Genomic DNA, 17,009 nt, shown 5'->3' with positions numbered 1-17,009 from the left:
GCTGGGAAGCGTTTAGTCGCGTTTAAGCTGCCGTCGGCGCGAAGCCAATTCACGAATGGTTTCGCTATTCGACGGTCACCGACTTGGCGAGGTTTCGCGGTTGGTCGACATCCGTGCCCTTCTGGACCGAGACATGATAGGCGATCAGCTGGACAGCGATCGCGGCAATAATCGGTGATGCCAGCATGCCGGCCGCCGGCAGGCATATGGCGTCGACGCCGGGGATGTCGATCGCCTCGCGGCCGGCCGCGTCGGTAATCAGGATCACCCGGCTGCCGCGTGCCAACACTTGCTCGATGGTTGAGCGGTTCTTCGGCAAAAGCCCGTCCGACGGCGCGATGGCGACGATCACGACACCGTCCTCTACGAGCGCGAGCGGGCCGTGTTTCAGCTCGCCGGACGCATAGCCCTCAGCATGTATGTAGCTGATTTCCTTGAGTTTTAGCGCGCCCTCCAGGGCAATCGGGAAGAATTGGTCGCGACCGAGATAAAGCACGGTCTGCACGCGCGAGAGCTCAGGCGCGAGCTTTTGTATCTCCGCTTCCGATTTCAGCGCTTCGGCGACCAGGCCGGGAATGGAAAGGAGACTGGCCGCGAGCGACTGCTCGCCAGCGGCATCGACCGTGCCGCGCTGGGCCGCCGCCAGCAGCGCGATGGATGCGAGGGCAGCGAGCTGACAGGTGAAGGCCTTGGTGGAGGCGACGCCAATTTCCGGGCCGGCGAGGATCGGCAGGACGATGTCGGCTTCGCGCGCCATGGTGGAGTGGGTCGCGTTCACCAGGGCAACGGTCGGGCAGCCTGCCGCCTTGCACAGGCGCAGGGCTTCCAGCGTGTCGGCCGTCTCGCCGGATTGCGAGATGAAGATGGCCAGATCGGTGGGGTTGATGACCGGATCGCGATAGCGGAATTCGGACGCTATATCGGTCTGCGCCGGAATTCTTGCGAGGCGCTCGAACCAGTATTCGGCGACATGCCCGGCATAGGCGGCGGTACCGCAACCGATCATGACGATGCGCGCGATCGCGCTGAAGTCGATATCATCGCGTTTGCGGGCGGCCTGCTCGACCGCTTCGATGTAATGGCCAAGCGTCCGCGCCAACACCTCCGGCTGTTCATGGATTTCCTTGGCCATGAAGTGGCGATAGGGGCCCTTGTCGGCATGCATGGCGATTTCCAGCATACGGGTACCACTGCGGTTGACGCGCTGGCCGGCAATATTGAAGATTTCCGTTCGCCCGGCCCGGACCTCGGCAAGATCGCCATCTTCCAGGAAGGTTAGCGTTTCCGCATATTCGGCGAGCGCGAGTGCATCGGAGGCCAGATATCCGCTGCCATGGCCTTCACCTACCAGCAGCGGTGCGCCCTTGCGCGCACCAAGGATCAGGTCCGGTTCGCCGTCTATCATGACGCCGAGCGCAAACGCGCCCTCGAGGCGGGCCATGACCGCGCAAAGCGCGTCACGAGGGCTGAGACCCCTGCCAAGCTCCCGATCAATCAGATGCGCGATGACCTCGGTGTCGGTTTCGCTTTGCATCTGCCGGCCATCGGCTTCGAGCTCGCGACGCAGCGGCATGAAGTTTTCAATGATACCGTTGTGGACGAGGCTCACACGTCCGGCCTGATGCGGGTGGGCATTGTTCTGCGTCGCAGCGCCGTGTGTGGCCCAGCGCGTGTGGGCGATACCGGTGACGCCGGATGTGTTGCTGTCGATCTTGGCCCGCAAGGCCGAAACCTTGCCGACCGCCCGGACGCGCTGGGTCCGGCCGTCCGGGGCGAGCACGGCCAGTCCGGCCGAGTCGTAGCCGCGATATTCCAGCCTGCGCAGACCTTCCAGAAGAAAGCTCTCTGCCTTGTCCAGACCGACGACGCCCACAATTCCGCACATGTTCGACCTCTTGGCAGGGGATGGATGCAGCCGGTATAGCCGTGCCCGGTCGGCAAGGGCAATCAGTCTGCGCGATCAGGCCTGCGTGCCACTGCACAACGCGGCAATCACACCAGCAAGCGAAGCCCGCCATGCTGGCGCGCGATAGCCGAATGTTTCGGCGAAGCGGTCACAGTTGAGCACCGAATTGGCCGGTCGCGGGGCCGGAGTCGGATAATCCACGCTGGCGATGTGTGTCACTGTCGGGCGGCGTCCGGTGTGAGGTTCGGCGAGGTCGAACACCGCTTCGGCAAACTCGGCCCAGCTGGTCTCGCCACTCCCGGCAAAATGATAAACGCCGGACTTGTCGGGATCATCCAGCAGGCCCGCCGCCGCGCGTAGCGCGCCTTCGGCCAGGTCTCCGGCATGCGTCGGACAGCCGCGTTGGTCCGCAACGACCGACAGACTGTCGCGATCCTGGGCGAGTCGAAGCATGGTGCGCACGAAATTCTTGCCGTGCGGCGCATAGACCCAGGCGGTCCTCAAGATGGCATGAGGCGTCCCGCTTGCCGCGACAGCGGTCTCGCCGGCCAGTTTGGTCCGTCCATAAACACTGCGGGGACCGGTCTTGTCGGTCTCGACATAGGCACCGGACTTGTCGCCGGAGAACACGTAGTCCGTTGAGATCTGGATAAAGGGAGTGCCGCTTTGCGCGCACAATTCAGCCAAGGCCCCAGGCGTGATTGCATTGACGCGGTGGGCCGTGTCGGCTTCCGTCTCGGCAAGGTCCACGGCCGTATAGGCCGACGCATTGATAACGGCATCCACCGGGCCGATCTCGCGCATCGCTGCGAGGGTCGCGTCGGTATTGCAGAAATCTGCGCGGTCGCTGCCGAGGGTCGTCACCCGCCAGCCGGCCACCGGCGCGCGTTCACGAAGCTCACGGGCCAGCTGCCCGTTCATGCCGAAGATGAGAAGGTGCGGGTCAGACATCACGCGCTATTTCGCGGCGAGCCCAAGGCGTTCCTGTTTATACACGCCACGCTCGGAAATCTTGCGCCACCAGCTCTCATTCTCAAGATACCAGAGGACTGTTTTTTCCAGACCTTGCTCGAGGGTCACGGACGGTTTCCAGTCCAGCTCGCGCTGAACCTTGGCCGCATCGATTGCATAGCGAAGGTCGTGACCCGGACGGTCAGAGACAAAGGTGATCTGGTCGGCATAGGCGGCACCGTCTTCGCGCGGGCGAAGACGGTCGAGGATGGCGCAGAGCATCTGAACGAGATCGATATTCTTGGCCTCGTTGTCGCCGCCAATATTGTAGATCTCGTCGAGCTCGCCCTTCTCGAGAACCGTCAGCAGGGCTTCGGCGTGATCATCGACATAGAGCCAGTCGCGGACATTGGTGCCAGCGCCATACACCGGGATGCTCTCGCCACCCAGCGCTTTGAGGATGACAACCGGGATCAGCTTCTCGGGGAACTGGTAGGGGCCGTAATTGTTCGAGCAATTGGTGATGACGATCGGCATTTTGTAGGTCTGGCCCCAGGCCCGCACGAGCATGTCCGAGCCGGCTTTGCTCGCGGCGTAGGGCGAATTGGGCTGGTAGCGGGTCTCTTCGGTGAAGAAGCCCTCCTCGCCCAGTGTGCCATAGACCTCATCGGTAGAGATGTGGTGGAAGCGGAAGGTCGATTTGTGCGGTTCGGGCAGGGTCTGCCAGTAGGTGCGCGCGACGTGAAGAATGGTCGCCGTACCCATCACATTGGTATCGACAAAGGCGAGCGGTCCGTCGATGGAACGGTCGACATGGGACTCGGCGGCCAGGTGCATCACCGCGTCGGGTTGATGCTCGTTGAAAACACGGGTGAGGGCGGCTTCATCGCGGATATCGACCTGCTCGAACACGTAGCGGCCGCTGTCGGCGACCGGGTCGAGATTCTCGAGATTGGCCGCGTAGGTGAGTGAATCCAGATTGACCACATCATAGCCGCGTTGCGAGATCGCACGACGAATTACAGCGGATCCGATAAAGCCGGCTCCGCCAGTCACCAAAATTTTCATGACACCTCTGCCCCAATTGCAATCGGCGTGGCGAGGCCGGGCCGCCGATTGGCTGAATCCCGTTTCAGATCACCACAATTTCTCCCCGAACACCTACAACAAAGCGTCGCCCTCTTTCAACGAGTCAATGTAATTGCAGGTCGATTAGGGATGGCAAGCGTCTGGTGTTCTGGAAGGGGGATGGGGGCAAAGAACTGAAACCGCGCCCCATTCTGCACATCAGGCTGTCGAAGGGTGGCAGTGTTGGAAAACAGCGCTTCATCCACCGCAATCAAGAGACGTCCGGCGGACGCGCAGTGCCGGCGGGCTCCGGCCAATGCCTCCGTTGTCTGGTGTCTGCCGCAAATGACGAGCGCGAGGACGATGTCTGCCATGCTCGCTTCGGAAGCCTGGATCAGGCACGGGCGAGTTTCGCCTCAGAGCCAGAAGACGAGCCGGCGGCCGAAGACCTGTATCGCGAGCAAACCCAGCATCAGTGAGACGACCGTCAATCCGCTGACAACAATCCAGGTCAGTGGCTCGGGCGAGTAGCCCATCGCAGGAGACCGTATCAGCTCGATATAGTAGGAAAAGGGATTATAGGTCGCGAGGATGCGCAGGGCCTCTGATCCGCCACCGAAACGGCGTTCGAACGTCCAGATGATCGGTGTGAAGAAAAAGGCCAGTCGCATGATCGAGGCCACAAGCTCCGCGAAATCCCGCATGACCGTACCTAGGGCAGCGAGCAAAGCCCCGACGCCGAAAGCGGTAAGGACAAAGAGGGACAGGGACAGGGGCAGCCAGATCATATGCCAGGTCGGCAGCCATTGAAAATGGATCTCCGGTGTCCAGCTCATCGTCGCAAGGATGGCAACCAGGCAGGCTGTCACAAGGTGGATCATGAGCAGAAACAGCTTGCGCAACGTCAATGAGAAAATGAAGACGAAGCGGTCGATCCGTGATTGCAGCAGCATGGATCGGTTTCGCGTGAAGGCGAAGCAGGCCTCCGTGATGAGGCCGGCAATGAAGTTCCAGGCCACGAAGCCGAATGCGACATAGGGTATGTGAACCATCAGATCACGTTGCTGGATCGTGCCTGTAAGCCAGCCGATGCCGGCTGCCGGTACGACAAAGGCGATCACGATCCAGGCATTGCCCAGAACCGTTCGACGGTATTCCAGCTGGATTTGTTTGCCGGCGAGGTAGGACCAGGCGCGCAGATTTCGCGTGGCACCGACAAAGTCCTTGAGCGCGTTCATGCGTATCCCCTGTTCAGGTCGCGTGCAGGGCCTGATCGATTTTGCGGATCGTCTCATCCAGCCCGGTACCGGGCGTCCAGCCGAGTTCGCGCTCTGCGCGTCCGCAATCCAGCACCGCATAGCGCAGGTCGAACGGGCGCCCTTCTGCGAAATTGTACGGCACAGGTCGTCCGAGTGTGCGGTTCACCGTTTCGACCACGTCGGTCTCGGTCAGGGCCCGTCCCGAACCGATATTGTAGGTGCCGGTGACTGCGGCGGGGCCCAGGATCAGCCGGTTCGTGACCCATTGCGCGAAATCATCAGCGTCGAAATAGTCGCGCGCATTGCCGCCATCGCCGAAGATCGTCAGCGGCTGGCCGCTGACGCTGGCCTGGACAGCTGCCGAGACAAGACCGTGTGATGTGTTCAGCTGCCAGCGACCAACCGGATTGGCGAGGCGCAGGATGGCGATCTTGCTGCCATTGGCGTCGACGTAGTAGTTGAGAAGTGTTTCGACGAGGGATTTTCCCAGCCCGTAGGCGGTTGCCGGGCGGATGGCTGCATCCTCGGTAATCGGTGCGTCAAAGCCGGACCCGTAAATCTGGCCGCCGGAGGAGAGATAGGTCAGCCGCGCCTGCGGATTGACCTCCATCAGGGTATGCAGGAAGGCGGCGACATCACTGAGATTGGTGCTGACTTCCATGCGCGGACCCTCGGCGTGAATGGCCGGGCGTGAGCGGTGCGCAAAATACAGTACATGTTCGGCTTGTCGGAGAATGTCGGACAGGGCGGGGTCGTCCGTCCGGACTCCGCGAACGCCTGGTGCATGCTCAGCGAGGAATTCGGTGTCGGGTCGACGCGAGACCGAAACGGTCTCCAGCTTGTTGGCCGCGAGTACTTCACACACATGGCGTCCAAGAAATCCGGTGCCGCCGATCAGGACTATCATTCGCGGGCTTCCCTGATAGCGGATCCGTTCGCGATCATGCGCTTGCGTACCTCGCTGTCGAGCGCACGCAGGCGATCCTGCATTTTGGCCATTGTTGATTCCAGATACTCGATCAGGCGGGCATCGTTCGAGTGCAGTACATCATCGCGGGCCGCCATGCTGGCCACTTCGCGGGTCAGTCGATCGAGCTGCTGGCGCGCCGGCAGGATGCGGGTCGCGTAGACATCTTCCATGCTCTGGACACGATTGCGGATTCCGCCCTGTTCATCGCGCAGCGCATCGGTTGCATCGGAGAGCAGCTGCAAAGCCTCCCCGAAATCGGCGGCGAGACGGGTCTGACGAGTATCGACCCTTTGAAGTTGGCGCAGCAGGAGTTCGAATTCATTCTCGAACATGCGACGCAGCTCTGTTGCGTGTGACTTGGTCTGTGCGTTAAGGCGCGCTTCGAGCTCCGACATCTGCTGTGAGGTTGTGCTCGCATGCTCCAGCACATCGCCCTTGAGAGAGGACAGGCGTGCGTCGATTTCAGTGCGCATGCCTGTCAGAGAATCATCGCGAGCCCTTGCTTCCTGGCGCTGTCCGAGCTCGAGCTTGCTCTCAATGGCCCGGAGGTTTTCCTTCAGCTCGGTGCGGATCGTGAAGGCCTCCAGCATGGACTTCTCAAGGGCCTCGCGTTCCGACCGAAGCTCGGCGGTTCGCGTTGCGATCAGTGTGCGCGCGTACGCGAGCGCGACCGAGAAGACCAGCAACGCCAGCGCGCACGCCAGCACAATGAGGATGGGCAGCCGATAGTCGACGAAATAAATCGCACCCGCGATGCTCAAAACCGTACCGACGATGATGATAGGCAGCGTCTTGGCGCGCCAGGGCAGGCCATGGCGCAAGCTCCAGACCGCGAAGTCGAGCAGCGAGCCGGCCGGACTCGTCCGGTCACGAAAGCCAGCCAGCCTTTGTCTCAGTCCGGTCATGAACACGCGACTCCGTTCTGTCTCTTGCGCGATGGGGAGCGGAGATGTGCCGCTCCCGGCCGAATAGTCTAGTTTTCGTCCTGGCAGGACGCAGGTCTTCCTGTTCGAACCATTTGCACCACCGGATCGGCCAGCGCAACCGCTAGGCTACGGGCATTGGCTGCAGCGAGGCGGTGCAGGTGTCGATATACCCTTGCACTAGCGATCGCTGGCGAGCCGGTCTTGTTGATCCAGGTCCATTCAATCTGATCGAGCGCGCACGCCGTCTCGACGTGGCCAGCCTCGCGCACGCAGGTGTCGAAGCTGTCGATTCTGACGCGGTCGTGCCTGTTAAATCCGCACGCTGTGATTTCTTGATCGCGAGGAGCGGGACTGCCGCATCCGGGAGGCTGGGCAAGGTTTCGGCCATGCCTGCGACGGTTATTCATCGGTCTTGACGGGAGTCTTGCCGCCGGCAGCCATTGCTCCGCGCTACTGCCGCCCGCCCGGGCGATGGAATGTTCGACGTCCTGCGGGCCCTGGAAGACGCCGGCTGGCAGTCGTCCGGGTTTGGACTTGAACACATCTTGTGTGTCCCTGTTTTCTCTTGCGCCCGGCCTTTCGTGTGAATTCGAAAATTCAAGGTTATGACGCGGCGCGGCAGAGGCCGGTCCGGGACGCGCCGCCGGCTGTTGACGAGCGAGCGTCGATCCAGCACTAAGAAGCCGAGTATCTGGTCGGTTCAGGCCGGGGTCGGTAGGGTCTGGGGGCATGCATGGCGAGCGGTAAATCAGCTGGTGACAAAGAGGCGGGCAAGACGCCGACCCCATCGGCCACGAGCAAGTCGGCCGCATCCGGCAGTGGAGCCAAGCCTGCCAGTGACAGCGCTGCGAAGCCGGCTTCAAAGCCTGCTGCACCGGCGAAGAGTGCGGCGGGTGCTGCCGGGAAATCTGCACCGAGGCCCCGCAAGTCGACGGCTGCATCACGCCCTGCCAGTGCATCAACCGCCAAGCACCGATCATCTGGCGCGACAAAATCGAAGCCGGCCACGAAGCCGGCCACCGCGAAACTGTCGCCTGCGAAAGCCCGCGAAGCGATTGTCGTGCTTGGTATGCACCGCAGCGGAACTTCGGCCTGTACCGGCGTCTTGCACCGCCTTGGAGCCAAGGATCCGGCCACGCCATTGGCGGCTGGGCAGCCCAATCCAAAAGGCTATGCCGAATCCGGTCGTTTGATGCGGTTGAACGAGGCGTTGTTGGCGAATGCCGGGTCGCATTGGGATGACTGGACGCCCTTCAATCCTGATTGGCGGCGTACCGCTGCGTCCGACAAATACAGGCAGGATCTGCATCAGGTTATGGCCGATGAGTTCGGGGATGCGCCACTGATCGCGGTCAAGGACCCGCGCGTCTGCCGCTTTGCCGACTACTGGCTCGACCTGCTTGAGGATGACGGGTTCGCAACGCGATCGGTCATAATCCTGCGCAATCCGGTGGAAGTCGCCCGCTCGCTCGAGACCCGGGACCGTCTCGGCGTGCAGCGCGGGCTCATGCTCTGGCTCCGCCATGTGTTGGATGCGGAATTCGCGACGCGCGGCCGGGTCCGCTCCTTCATGACCTACGCGTCGCTCTTGAAGGATTGGCGCGGCGTCGTTGACAGGCTCTCGAATGAGCTTGGGGTGGCTTGGCCAAAACGGTCCATCGAAATCGACCGCACGATCGATGACTTTCTGGATGAACGCTTGCGGCGCGCCAAGGCTGGTGAAGACGAGGTCCTGGCCAGCGGTGCGGTTTCAGATTGGGTCAAACAGGCCTATTCTGCCTTGCTCGAGCTTTGCGAAGGCGGCAAGGCCAAGCCTGCCACCTTGGTGCGACTCGATAAGGTCAGGTCGGATTTTGACCAGGCTTGCACCATGTTCGGCCCGCTTGTGGCCAACACGATGCGGCGCGAGCGCGATGCGCTCGACATGGCGAATGCCAGTAACAAGAAAATACAGGCCGCGACGGCCGAGGCCAATGAGCAGAAGGCAACCGTCGCAGAACGGAGTGCTGAGATTGAGGCGCTCAAGAGCGATATTTCCACCCTCAAGGCGGTGTTAGAAACCGGCACCGAGGAGCGCGCACACGAGGCCGAAGTCATCGCGCTCCTGAAGCGCCAGCTGCATCAAGTCGTGACGCAGTCCGGGGTTATGGGGGACCGCCTGAATTCGATGCGTACCGAACTCGAGGCAGCGCGTGCCGAAGCGGGCAAGGTCTCCGCGGTCAGCGCTGAGCGAACGGCGCTCGTTGCACAGGTCGGGGAACTCAAGGCCCAGCTACAGACCGCCAGGGACGACCATGCGGCGCCTCGCGCGGAAGTGGACGCCCTTCAACAGCGGATCGAGGATTTGCTGGTGATCGAGTCCGAGGAAGCCCGATCGCACAGCGACGCCGAGGGCGAGCTGCGTTCCACGCTCATTGACTTGCAGGAGCAGCTGGTTGTCGCGGAAGCCCGCTTGCGTGAAGGCGACGCCGAAGCAGCAGCACGGATCGAGAGTCTGGAGGCCGAGTTGAGCGAGCTTCGCGAAGAGCGCGAAGCCTTGCTGGAGGCCCGAAAAGAGACCTGGGATTCAACGGATTCCGAGTTGCGTGCTGAACTCGCGCGGCTGGAAGACGAGCGCGCGCACCAACAGGTCCAGGCGCGGCGAGATCTCGATGGTGTTACCGCGCAATTGAAACAGGCAAGGGCCGATGCGGAAATGGCCTGGGCGTCCGTCGCGGAGATGGAAGAGAATTACCGAAAGCTGGTGGCCAGCCATGATGCGGCTCCGGCGGCCGAGGCGTCGCGGGCGCTCGCGAAGCGACTCAAGGCGGAGCAGGCGACCATTCGCGACGAGCTTGTGGCCCTGCGCGATGAACTGGCCCGGGCCGATGAGCGCGAGCGGCAATTGCACCGTCGCCTGTTCGAGCAATCGCAGAAGGCAGCGGCCAGTGGCTTGGTAGCGGAAGGGGCCCATGGTCAGGCCGCGCTGCTGACCATGGTCGCCAAGGAGCGGGAGTTCTGGGAATGCGAGGCTAAGAGTGCGCAAGGCCGCGAACGGTCATTGCAGCTCCGCGTCAATTCGGTTGAAGCCCAACTCGCGAGGCAGGCCGATTCGCTTGAGCAGGGCCGCAACCGGCTCAACGAAGCCAAGGTCTCGATCATTCGGGCCCTTGAAAATGCGCTCCTGTCCAATGGCGCCAAACCGGTCTCGCCAGCGGAGCGGGCCCGGATAGCCGGTCCTCTGTTCGATGAATCCTTCTATCGCCGCCAGATCGACCGGCTCGGCTTGCAGCTTCCGCATGATGCTATCGATCACTTCATCCGGGTGGGTTCCGTCGCCGGATTGCAGCCGCACCCATTGTTCGACGTGGAATGGTATCTCGCCAAAAACCCGGATGTGAGAGCCTCGGGCCTCAATCCGCTGCACCACTTTCTGTCCATGGGTGACAAGGAGGGGCGATCACCGCACCCGCTGTTTGACGCAAAATACTACGCTCATCAGAATGTGGACGTGCGCAAGGCGGGCGTTGTTTCGCTTGTTCATTATGTGCGCGACGGATGGCGTGAGGGCCGCAATCCAAATCCCTGGTTCTACTCGGCCTGGTATCTCGAAGAGCATCCTGACGTCGAGGCCGCCTCGATCTGTCCGCTCACCCATTACGTCATGGCCGGAGAGAAGGAGGGGCGTCGTCCCCATCCGAGTTTCTCACCCGACTGGTATGCCGCGACGCATCTCGGAGAATTCGAGCGGCTCAGCCCGCTGGCGCATTTTCTCGATACCGGGCGCCCCGAAAAACTGCCGACCCAGCGGCCGGAAGTGGCTCACGATGCGGGCCGTCAGACCATCCTGTTCGTGGCGCACACCGCCGGTCGCAAACTGTTTGGCAGCGAGCGCAGCTTCCTTGACGTTCTTGCGGCGGTTGATCGCAGCAAGTACCGGGTCATCGTGGCGCTGCCCAACCCGCACCGCAACTATGTCGATGCCGTCGCGCCGTTGGCCGATCAGATCCATTTCGTGCGTGAAGCCTGGTGGCGCAACGGGCTCGGTGACCGGCCCGAGGTCATCGACCGGTTTCGCGAGCTGATCCGCGCCGAGGGCGTCGACCTTGTTTACGTGAATACGATCGTCCTCAAGGAGCCAATGCTGGCTGCACGCGCCGAAAATGTGCCGGCTGTCTGCCATGTCCGCGAGGCCATTGCGGATGACCCCGACCTCCAGGCTTTCATCGGGCACGATGCCAAGCAGATCATCGAGGACGTCAAGGCGCGATCGGATTATCTGGTCGTGAATTCGCGGGCGACGGCCAAGACCTTCGGCGGTGATCGCAGCTTCCAGATTTACAATGCTGTTGATACGGATCGCTTCAAGATGGCTCCACCGGTTGTCGGCCGGGGCCCGCTGATCGCCGGCATGGTGTCCAGCAATATCAAGAAGAAGGGCGTGGAGGACGTCGTCACTCTGGCGCGGGCCTGCAAGAATGATGGCCTGAATGTCCGCTTCAGCCTGATCGGGCCGCATACGGATGAAACCCGGCGGCTCGAGAAGGAGCTCAAGTCCTGGGGTGGCGAGGACATGGTCGAGTTTCCTGGCTATGCCGACGATCCGGCCAAGGCCGTCGAGGGCTTTCATGTGATGCTCAATTTCTCGCATTTTGCCGAGAGTTTCGGGAGAACGGCCGCCGAAGCTGCTGCGGCGGGACGTCCGAGCATTGTCTATCGCCATGGCGCATTGCCGGAGGTCGTCGATCATGGCGTGACCGGATATGTGATCGACTATCTCAAGCCGCTCGAGGCCCTGCCGATCCTGCGGCGTCTGCTCGATGACCCCGCCTTGTTGCGCAAGCTCGGTGAGGCCGGGCGTCGGCGGGCGATCGAATGCTTCTCGCATACGGCCCTGACCCGTGATCTAAATGAGGTACTGGTCAACGCGCTTGACGGCAAGGCTCCAGCAAAGGACGGCAAGGCTGTCACCGCCGCGAACCCCGTGATCGAGACAGCGACAGCGAGCGTGTCTGAGCCTGCATCCGCCGCGACAGACAGATTGCCGCCCGTAACCGTCGTCGTGCCGAACTACAATTACGAGCATTATATGGGTGAGCGCCTCGGTTCGATCCTGAACCAGACCGTGCGCCCGACCGAGATCATTTTTCTCGACGACAATTCCACCGACAACAGTGTCGAGGTCGCCCGGCGCATTCTCGAAGCGTCGGACATTCCGTTCCGGATCATCGCCAACAAGGCCAACAAGGGCGTCTATCGCCAGTGGTTGGCAGGGTTCGACATGGCGAAATCGGATTGGGTCTGGATTGCCGAGGCGGATGATCGTTGCGAACCGGATTTCCTGGCGAGCCTGTTGCCGCTGGCCCGCGACGGGGTGAACATCGTCTATGCGCAATCGCGCAAGATTGATGAGCACGGCGAGACGGTTGCCCAAGACAATCGCGCGCATACCAACGATATTTCGACCGAGCGCTGGAACCAGGATTATGTCCAGCTGGGGACGCGTGAAGTGGCGGACGCGCTCGTCTATCGCAACACAATTCCCAATGCGAGTGCCGCGCTTCTGCGAAAGTCGGCTGTGGCCGGAATCGAGGATCAGCTGGTCACCATGCGGTTTACCGGCGACTGGATGCTCTATGCCCACATGTTGCGCCAGGGAAAGATCGCCTTCGTGTCGCGCAGCCTTAATCACTTCCGGCGTCACCAGGGCAGTGTGACCCGCAAGGAGGGGCGGTCGCTGGATTATCTGCGCGAGCTGGCCCGGATTCGCGGGTATTTCGTCGACAACTTCCCCGTCCTGCCGCGTCAGCTGGAGCGTTTGGACTGGTTCCTTGATCGCGACTACAAGACCGATGGTGTCGAGAAGAATTCCAAATGCCCCGAGGTAAGCGATCTACTGGGCGGCGCGGCATCGCGCATCGCTGATCGCAAGCGCTTCGGCATCATCACAACCAATAACGGCTCCCACTATGGCGGCAGCGAAATGCTGTGGCGCGAAACGGCGATGATGCTGCGAACGCAGGGCCATGATGTCCAGGTCGTGATCAAGAACTGGCAGCCACGCCCTGACTTTTTTGATGATTTTGAACGCGCCGGCATCAAGCTCCTGTTCAAGGAAGAAGATGGTTTCGGGCAGCTGAAGGCCGCCAAGCCGGATCTCACCCTTGTCTCGATCGGCGACCAGGACGAAGGCATCGAGTATTATCCCGAGTTGAAGGCTGCGGGGCTGGAATACGTCATCATCAACCAGCTGACCAAAGAAGCGCGCTTCTGGCCGGTCCGGGCTCATAAGACCGACCAGGTGAAGGCCGGTTATGAGGGTGCGCGTTGTGCCTTCTTTACCTGTCAGAACAATCGTCGCGTCATGGAAGACCGTCTTGCGACGAAGCTTCCCAACGCCGACGTCCACTTCAATCCCTACCATATCAACCGCCAGATCGTGCCGCGCTGGCCGGCGGCCGATGCCGGCTACCAGATCGCGATCCCGTCAAAATTGCTGTTCATTCACAAGGGGCAGGACCTACTGGTCGACATAGCCGCCAGCGAGACCTGGAAAAAGCGCAATGCCGTGTTCAATTTCTATGGAATCGGGCCGGACGAGCAGAATCTGAAGGACCTGGCCGAAAAGGCTGGCATCACATCATTCCGCTTCCACGGGCGGGTGCCGGATATCGGCGTGATCTGGCGTGACAATCATGCGCTTCTCATGCCGTCGCGCATGGAAGGTCTGCCGATCATGCTGATCAGCGCCATGATTTCGGCGCGTGTTCCCATTGTCACCGATATCGGTGGCCATGCCGAAGTCGTGCGCGACAATATCTCGGGCTACATTGCGCCCAATCCTGACAGAGCCGAGATTGCCGAAGCGCTTGAGCGGGCCTGGACGCAACGCGAGTCGTGGCAGGAAATCGGCAAGGCTGCCCGCAAGGACGTGCTGGCGTTCCTGCCGGAGCATCCGGTCGCGCATTTTGTCGGTCAGCTCAACGCGCTGTTCAACGAAAAGGCGCTGCGCGCAGCGTCCTGAGGGTTTGCTGCAGCGGAGCCAACACGCAAACGGCCCGGTCGATGACCGGGCCGTTTTCATTTCTGTCACCTGTTGCGGCCGACCTGACCGATCAGCGCTTGTGCTGCTTGACGATGCGCTTCAGCGCCTGACCATAGTTCGACTTGCTCAACAGGTTGGCACGTTCGGCAACATGGTCGATGGTGACCCAGCCATTATTGTAGGCGATTTCTTCCAGACACGCGATCTGCAGCCCCTGGCGGCGCTCCAGAGCCCGCACGAAATCAGCGGCATCGACCAGCGACCCGACTGTTCCCGTGTCCAGCCAGGCAAAGCCCCGCCCCATGCGTTCGACATGCAGGGCATCGCGTTCGAGATAGGCTTGATTGACACTGGTGATCTCGAGCTCGCCGCGATCGGACGGTCTCACGTCGGCGGCGATGTCGAGAACCTCGTTATCATAAAAATATAGGCCGGTGACCGCGTAGTTCGACTTCGGCTTTTTCGGCTTCTCTTCCAGAGACAGGACCTGCCCGGCGGCATCGAACTCGACGACGCCATAGCGGTCCGGATCATTGACGTGGTAGCCGAAAACGGTCGCGCCGGTTTTCCGGGCGGCCGCGTCGCGCAGCATGTTGGTCAGCCCGTGACCGTAGAAGATATTGTCGCCCAGAATCAGGCAGACCGGGTCATTGCCGACAAATTCACGACCAAGGATGAAGGCCTGCGCCAGCCCGTCCGGACTTGGCTGCACGATATAGTTGAGGTTGACGCCCCACTGCGAGCCGTCGCCAAGCAGGCGCACGAAGCCAGCCCGGTCTTCCGGCGTGGTGATGATCAGAATATCCTGGATCCCGGCCTGCATCAGGACGGACAGCGGATAGTAGATCATCGGCTTGTCGTAGATCGGCAGGAGTTGCTTGGAAGTCGCCAGCGTAATTGGATGCAGTCGCGTCCCGCTTCCCCCGGCCAGAACAATCCCTTTCATCACAAACCTCACTGTTGTCGCCACGATTGCGGTGCCGTTCCGGTCCGCTTTAACAGATGATCCCGAGCCTGATCCCGAGGCTGCAGATACCATATTAGGGCACGCGTTTATCTTGTATTTTGAAAGCCGTACAGACTGGCATGAAGTAGCCGCTTGTTCTATGACGCAAGAGAGCGGCGCACAGAGGAGCGGAAGTCTCGATGACAGTTACATCATTGGCGATTCCAGAGGTAAAACTCGTGACACCTCGCCGGTTCGGCGACGAACGTGGCTATTTCAGCGAGAGCTACAATGCGCGCGCCTTTGCAGATGCAGGGATCGATCGGGTCTTCATCCAGGACAATCATTCCAGTTCCGCGAAGGCCGGTACGGTCAGGGGGCTGCACTACCAGTCGCCGCCGATGGCGCAGGCCAAGCTGCTGCGCGTTGTGAAGGGCCGGATCCTGGATGTAGCGGTGGATGTCCGCGTCGGATCGCCGACCTATGGCGAGCATGTTTCGGCCGAACTCAGTGCCGATAATGGCGTCCAGATTTTTGTGCCGGAGGGTTTCCTGCATGGGTTTGTCACGCTGGAACCGGACACCCACGTCCTCTATAAGGTCAACGCATATTATGATCGCGAATGTGACGGTGCGGTCCGTTTTGACGACCCGGCCCTGGGCATTGACTGGCCCGTCGCCACGGGCGACGTGACGCTTTCTGACAAGGATGCAGCGGCAACGTCCTGGGCCGAGTTCCGGTCGCCATTTCATTACGTGTGATCGGGACAATGCGCGGGCAGCTGTGTCCATCTGTGTGCAGTTGCGAAAAACCTCGCATTACCGCCAGTGCATGCGCTTGCACTCTCCGGCCGGATACGACAAAAGAAACCTGTCCCGGCAGAGCCGGGCGGCATTTTCCAGCGCCATGAACCGCACCGGAGTCCTTCCGGGGCATGAACAGCCAAACTGATAGAACGACGGACAGGATAAATCGCATGGAGCCTATTTTTGTTGTCGGATCGGGCCGGTCGGGTACCAGTATCCTCCTGAACACGATCCGCAAGACGACCGGGCTTCCAGGGCATGGCGAAGGCCATTTCTATCCTGTGGTGCTGATGCTCAATCGCGCTGTGAACGAGTATTTCGCGCGCCGGAAGCGCCAGGCCGAAAATCCGAACCACATGCTCCATCACGTCGATGCCGCCAAGTTCCGAAAGGCGATGATGGAGCCGGTCCGCGACATGTACCAGGAGTTCTATGGCTCGACGGCATTCGTCGACAAGACACCGGGGCTTGATGGCATCACGGCCATCCCGCTGATGCAGCGCGGTTTCCCGGGCATGAAGGTGGTGTTTGCCAAGCGTCGCGGCATCGAGGTTGTACGGTCAGCGGTGAAGAAATTTCCGCATGTTGACTTCGAAGGGCATTGCCAGTCCTGGGCAAAGTGCATGGCCGCCTGGCGTGTCAGCCGGGCCCGGCTGCAGTGTGACTTTGTCGAGATCGACCAGTTCGAGATCGCGCAGAACCCCGAAAAGGTCGTCCGCGATCTCGGTGTGGTCCTGCGCCTCGATGATGAGCAGCGTGCACAGATGCTCGGCTTTTTCCAGAATGACCGGCCGCAATCGAGCGGCGATCTCAACGCAACACCAAAGTCGATTGATGAGGTTGAATGGACCGCTGAAGAGATCGCGACATTCCGCGAGGTTTGCGGCGAGGTGATGTTCGAGTTCGGCTATTCCGAAGGTGCTGAATACTTCGCTGCGCCGACCGAGGACACGGCGGATGCCGGAGATGATTTTGATGACGAGAGTGCCGACGTCGGCGCCGATTGATGCCGGTAGCCCCCGTGGCCCGGGTGTGGGTGTTGATAGCGCCCTTGCGCGAAAGCCCGGGCTGGCTGACACACCGGATCGGCGGAGGGTGGTAATCGCCCGCTGCCTGTCCTAAGTCGCGACAGGATGCAGGGCGTCTGCTCGGC

General features: G+C 61.3%; 10 protein-coding genes. 3 read left to right on the top strand and 7 right to left on the bottom strand.

All coding sequences use genetic code 11. The annotated features are described in order from the left end of the window. Nucleotides 1-64: 64 nt before the first annotated feature. The 6 genes from glmS to QZZ02_RS00615 all read right to left on the bottom strand — a co-directional run bounded on the left by glmS (nt 65) and on the right by QZZ02_RS00615 (nt 7,059). A complete protein-coding gene (gene glmS / locus QZZ02_RS00640) occupies nt 65-1,885 on the bottom strand; it encodes a glutamine--fructose-6-phosphate transaminase (isomerizing) (protein WP_291841591.1) in 1,821 nt (606 codons plus the stop codon). 75 nt (nt 1,886-1,960) lie between these two features. Continuing rightward, on the bottom strand, nt 1,961-2,857 hold the full coding sequence (rfbD, locus tag QZZ02_RS00635) for a dTDP-4-dehydrorhamnose reductase (protein ID WP_291841590.1): 897 nt from the start codon (nt 2,855-2,857) through the stop codon (nt 1,961-1,963). Between the two features lie 6 nt (nt 2,858-2,863). Continuing rightward, nucleotides 2,864-3,925 (bottom strand): dTDP-glucose 4,6-dehydratase, encoded by a 1,062-nt coding sequence (gene rfbB, locus QZZ02_RS00630; protein WP_291841589.1) that lies wholly within the window; start codon nt 3,923-3,925, stop codon nt 2,864-2,866. A 416-nt stretch (nt 3,926-4,341) separates the two neighbouring features. Beyond that, a complete protein-coding gene (locus tag QZZ02_RS00625; protein ID WP_291841588.1) occupies nt 4,342-5,163 on the bottom strand; it encodes an ABC transporter permease in 822 nt (273 codons plus the stop codon). Nucleotides 5,164-5,176: 13 nt separating this feature from the next. Continuing rightward, nucleotides 5,177-6,091, bottom strand: a complete 915-nt coding sequence (locus QZZ02_RS00620) for an NAD-dependent epimerase/dehydratase family protein (protein ID WP_291841587.1) — start codon at nt 6,089-6,091, stop codon at nt 5,177-5,179. After that, nucleotides 6,088-7,059 (bottom strand): hypothetical protein, encoded by a 972-nt coding sequence (locus QZZ02_RS00615; RefSeq protein ID WP_291841586.1) that lies wholly within the window; start codon nt 7,057-7,059, stop codon nt 6,088-6,090. Before QZZ02_RS00615 ends, QZZ02_RS00620 begins: the two co-directional genes overlap by 4 nt. A gap of 1,336 nt (nt 7,060-8,395) precedes the next feature. On the opposite strand from QZZ02_RS00615, the gene QZZ02_RS00610 reads away from it, so the two are divergent. Next, nucleotides 8,396-14,083 carry a glycosyltransferase gene (locus QZZ02_RS00610; RefSeq protein WP_291841585.1) on the top strand — a complete coding sequence of 1,896 codons (5,688 nt, stop codon included), beginning with the start codon at nt 8,396-8,398 and terminating at the stop codon, nt 14,081-14,083. Nucleotides 14,084-14,174: 91 nt separating this feature from the next. On the opposite strand, the gene rfbA is transcribed toward QZZ02_RS00610, so the two are convergent. Continuing rightward, nucleotides 14,175-15,050 carry a glucose-1-phosphate thymidylyltransferase RfbA gene (gene rfbA, locus QZZ02_RS00605; protein WP_291841584.1) on the bottom strand — a complete coding sequence of 292 codons (876 nt, stop codon included), beginning with the start codon at nt 15,048-15,050 and terminating at the stop codon, nt 14,175-14,177. A gap of 200 nt (nt 15,051-15,250) precedes the next feature. On the opposite strand from rfbA, the gene rfbC reads away from it, so the two are divergent. Next, nucleotides 15,251-15,811 carry a dTDP-4-dehydrorhamnose 3,5-epimerase gene (gene rfbC / locus QZZ02_RS00600; RefSeq protein ID WP_291841582.1) on the top strand — a complete coding sequence of 187 codons (561 nt, stop codon included), beginning with the start codon at nt 15,251-15,253 and terminating at the stop codon, nt 15,809-15,811. A 215-nt stretch (nt 15,812-16,026) separates the two neighbouring features. Then, on the top strand, nt 16,027-16,863 hold the full coding sequence (locus QZZ02_RS00595; RefSeq protein WP_291841581.1) for a sulfotransferase: 837 nt from the start codon (nt 16,027-16,029) through the stop codon (nt 16,861-16,863). Nucleotides 16,864-17,009 lie beyond the last annotated feature (146 nt).

This window comes from Maricaulis sp., from assembly GCF_015665295.1.
Classification (GTDB): Bacteria; Pseudomonadota; Alphaproteobacteria; order Caulobacterales; family Maricaulaceae; genus Maricaulis.
Note: the sequence above shows the minus strand (reverse complement) of the source record. Positions and strands in the feature narration are given on the sequence as shown.

Coding starts and splice junctions, on each gene's coding strand:
- rfbB (WP_291841589.1), bottom strand. CDS start 3,925: ATGAAAATTTTGGTGACTGGCGGAGCCGGCTTTATCGGATCCGCTGTA.
- glmS (WP_291841591.1), bottom strand. CDS start 1,885: ATGTGCGGAATTGTGGGCGTCGTCGGTCTGGACAAGGCAGAGAGCTTT.
- rfbC (WP_291841582.1), top strand. CDS start 15,251: ATGACAGTTACATCATTGGCGATTCCAGAGGTAAAACTCGTGACACCT.
- QZZ02_RS00625 (WP_291841588.1), bottom strand. CDS start 5,163: ATGAACGCGCTCAAGGACTTTGTCGGTGCCACGCGAAATCTGCGCGCC.
- QZZ02_RS00595 (WP_291841581.1), top strand. CDS start 16,027: ATGGAGCCTATTTTTGTTGTCGGATCGGGCCGGTCGGGTACCAGTATC.
- QZZ02_RS00620 (WP_291841587.1), bottom strand. CDS start 6,091: ATGATAGTCCTGATCGGCGGCACCGGATTTCTTGGACGCCATGTGTGT.
- QZZ02_RS00610 (WP_291841585.1), top strand. CDS start 8,396: ATGGCCGATGAGTTCGGGGATGCGCCACTGATCGCGGTCAAGGACCCG.
- rfbA (WP_291841584.1), bottom strand. CDS start 15,050: ATGAAAGGGATTGTTCTGGCCGGGGGAAGCGGGACGCGACTGCATCCA.
- QZZ02_RS00615 (WP_291841586.1), bottom strand. CDS start 7,059: ATGACCGGACTGAGACAAAGGCTGGCTGGCTTTCGTGACCGGACGAGT.
- rfbD (WP_291841590.1), bottom strand. CDS start 2,857: ATGTCTGACCCGCACCTTCTCATCTTCGGCATGAACGGGCAGCTGGCC.